The organism is [Collinsella] massiliensis (assembly GCF_002161605.1).
GTDB lineage: Bacteria > Actinomycetota > Coriobacteriia > Coriobacteriales > Coriobacteriaceae > Enorma.
Genome location: NZ_NFIE01000036.1, coordinates 1 through 3265 on the forward strand (window position 1 = coordinate 1; position 3265 = coordinate 3265).

General features: G+C 62.0%; 2 protein-coding genes. One reads left to right on the forward strand and one right to left on the reverse strand.

The annotated features are described in order from the left end of the window. The first annotated feature begins 411 nt into the window (after positions 1–411). Positions 412–1662, forward strand: coding sequence for a Fic family protein (locus tag B5G02_RS09935; RefSeq protein ID WP_019239392.1), 1251 nt, complete (start codon positions 412–414; stop codon positions 1660–1662). A gap of 220 nt (positions 1663–1882) precedes the next feature. On the opposite strand, the gene B5G02_RS09940 is transcribed toward B5G02_RS09935, so the two are convergent. After that, positions 1883–2875, reverse strand: a complete 993-nt coding sequence (locus B5G02_RS09940; protein ID WP_019239393.1) for a DMT family transporter — start codon at positions 2873–2875, stop codon at positions 1883–1885. Between the last annotated feature and the right edge of the window lie 390 nt (positions 2876–3265).

Genomic DNA, 3265 nt, shown 5'->3' on the forward strand with positions numbered 1-3265 from the left:
TCATCTCGCTAATCGAGCTCGGGAGGGGCGGGAGCCCGTCGATGCGCGAGCGGTACCGCGCCTGGGTCGAGGACGGGTTTCCAATTCCCGCGGATCAGGGTTGACAAACAATAGGAGCGTCGCTTTCGTTGGCGCGCAACCCCGTGCTACTTTCGGGGGTGCCTATAAAACGCTCGTTTCGCTTCGTTTGTGTTCGGAAGCGCCGCGATGGCGATCGCAGCGGAGCCCAACTGCATTGAACTGTTTCTTTCTGATACACATGCCTGGCTTCAATTATCAATAAAATATCGCTGATTTTTTCTTTTAATAAGTATTCAAGTTTCTTATCGAAAAGATAAGTACTTGTTTTTCTAATACCTGATAGCATTCAAAGCGCCGCAAAAAAACTCGCTCTTTTTCCTGGAGGATGCTATGTCGTATCCGACGCTAGAGAAGCTCTTCTACGCAGACTCCTCTTCAGACCGCTTCTCAACTCACGAGCAGCGTTACCAAACCCGCCTGCAGAACGAATCGACGTTCCGCACGGGTATTCAACTCGAACACGGTGAACTATTCCTCGCCGTTCCCCGAGAGCTTTCGCACGCAACCGAGCGGACGCTTCGCCGCGAGCGCAGGGTATCGGCGCTGTGGCGCGCCCTTCCCCCCATCGCGCTCGGCGCTTACATTCGCGCGCTCATCCTCGACGAGGTCGTATACAGCAACGAGATGGAGGGCGTCCACAGCACGCGACGAGAAATCGAGATTGCCCTCGATCGCGCCCAAACTGGCGCGCACACACAGAAAGCAGGGCGGAAAACCGCGCATACGCCGTTCGTCGAGATGGCCCGTCTCTATCTAAACCTTACCGATGATGCCGCCTCACCGAGTACGCTTGAGGACATTCGCGCCATCTACGACTCCGTCGTTGCAGATGCCATCGATCCTGCCGACCTGCCGGGCGCGACCCTATTCCGTACCGGGTCTGTCGTGATTGAGGACGAGCGCGGCCGAACCATACATCGCGGTGTGACGCCCGAATCGGAAATCGAGCGAATGATGACCCAGTGGCTTAAGCTCGCGCGCGACGAGGAGATGCCCGAGTTGTATAGCGCCCTGCTTTGTCACTTCCTCTTCGGATACATACATCCCTTCTACGACGGCAATGGAAGGACCGGCAGGTACCTGCTCGCATTGCATCTCAGCAGCCCGCTGTCACAACCCACCGTGCTCTCGCTTTCGCGCGTCATAGCCGAGAACAAAGCCGCATATTACAAGGCGTTCGACGTAACCGAGCGCAGGCTCAACCATGCCGAAGGAACGCATTTCGTCCTAGCCTTGCTCGACCTCGTTGAGTCCGCGCAGGAGCAGCTCATCGCAGATTTGGAGGAAAAGCGCAGCGCACTCGACACCCTCAACGAGCGGCTCAACATACTCGAGGGCAAACTTTCATCTCGCGAATGCAGTACCTTGTACTACGCGGCGCAGATGCAGCTCTACAGTGCGTTCCAAGAGACCAAGCTCGCCGATCTTACCAGCTACCTGGGCGTATCGACACCTACGGCGAGGAAAGCCCTCACCTCCTTGAGCGATGCTCACGGCCTTATGGGGCGGGTGTCACAGCGACCGCCGATTTACAAGCTTACGCAGAAGGGCCTCGAAGAGCTGGGTCTTGCGGGAGCGTAGGCGCGAAACGCAGCGCAAACTGCAAAGCTCTGGCTCACCGTGGCTGCGTTTGACGGGCAACTGGATACTTGCAGAACAAAGTGAACGAAATGAACGGTTTATAGGGGGTAGGTCAAGTAGCCGACGAAGTGGCGGCGCTGTTACCTGCGCTTTTGTTGGCAGGTGACCCCGTGCTACTTCCGGGGGTGCCTATAAAACGCTCGTTTCGCTCACTTTGTTCCTACACCGTGAGGAACACCATCACGATGATCGCGACGAAGCCGGCGATGTCGGTGCCGGTGAAGACCGTGCCCAGCACGAGCGCGCTCGTCACAGCAGCGGAGACCGGCTCGATGGTACCGATGAGGCTCGCGCGCATGGAGCCGATGTCCTTCACGCCCTGCATGTACAGCGAGTACGCCAAACACGAACCCACGGCCGCGAGCACGATGAACGCGCCCCATCCCAGGCCGTCGAGCGCGGGCATGTGCGCCCACGGCTGGATGAACGCGCTCGTCACGATGCCCGAGAGCAGCATGCCCATGCCGGTGACCACCGACGCGCCGTACTCGCGCAGCAGGCGCGCGGGGATGATGGACATGCACGCGGCTCCCACCGCGGAGAGCAGGCCCACGACGAGCCCCTCGAAGGGAATTGCCAGGTTAGAGGGGTTGCCACCCGTCGCGAGCAGATAGGTTCCCACGAGCGCGAGCACCACGCCCATAAGCTCGCGGCGGCGCGGGGCGCGATGCGTCGTCAGGCACGCGTACACCATGATGATGATGAGCTGCAGGCACTGCAGGACGGTCGCCGTGCCCGCGTTGGTGAGGCGGATCGTCATGAGGTAGCCGAGCTGGTTGAGCAGCACGCCCGACGCCGCGAACATCGCGAGCACAAGCATATCGTGGGGGTTGCGCAGCAGCGCGAACAGCTGCTTGCGCTGGGTGAGCAGGATCACCACGAGGAAGATGCCGCCCGACACGAGCTGGCGCATGCACGCGAGCCACAGCGTGTCGACCGCGTAGTTCTCGAAGAGGAAGTCCGCGCACGTGCCCGAGAAGCCCCAGAAGAGCCCGCCGAAGAGCGTTGCGAGCACGCCCGACACGGCCCGGCGCTCGCCCGCGGCGTTCGCGCGCTCGCGCTTGCGGCGGCGCCTCAGACGCGACATGGCGTCGGCCCCGTACCCCGTCTCCACGAGTTCGCGGTCGAGAATGTGATCTGCCTCAAGCGCCACGGCGCGCCCCCTTCCACATGCCTCCGACACCTGCACGCGTGTCGGCCTGTTCTCACGGTACCGTATGAAGCAGCAGGTAGAAAGGCTGATTTTGAAAGATTGGCGCGCGTTTCGCCCTGCGCTTTATCCCGCCGGAGCACGCCCTTGGGAAACGGACGCGCGCGGCGCTCGCCGCTGCGGCGGGCGGGCGTCGGCTCACAATCTCACCACACTTTCGCGGCGGGCGCGGTGCGGCGGGCGGGTTCCGGCAGCGGCGGCGCGGTGCGGCGGGCGGGTTCCGGCGGCGGAGTCCCCGGTGCGCTTCAGCCGCGATCCGGCGCTCCCCCAGCGCGCCCCTGAAGCTCCCCGGCCACGCCCCCGGCGCACCCCTGAAGCATCACAGTCGCACCC

What these genes read in the sequence shown, in the direction of transcription:
- B5G02_RS09935 (WP_019239392.1), top strand. Translation starts at nt 412, where the DNA reads ATGTCGTATCCGACGCTAGAGAAGCTCTTCTACGCAGACTCCTCTTCA.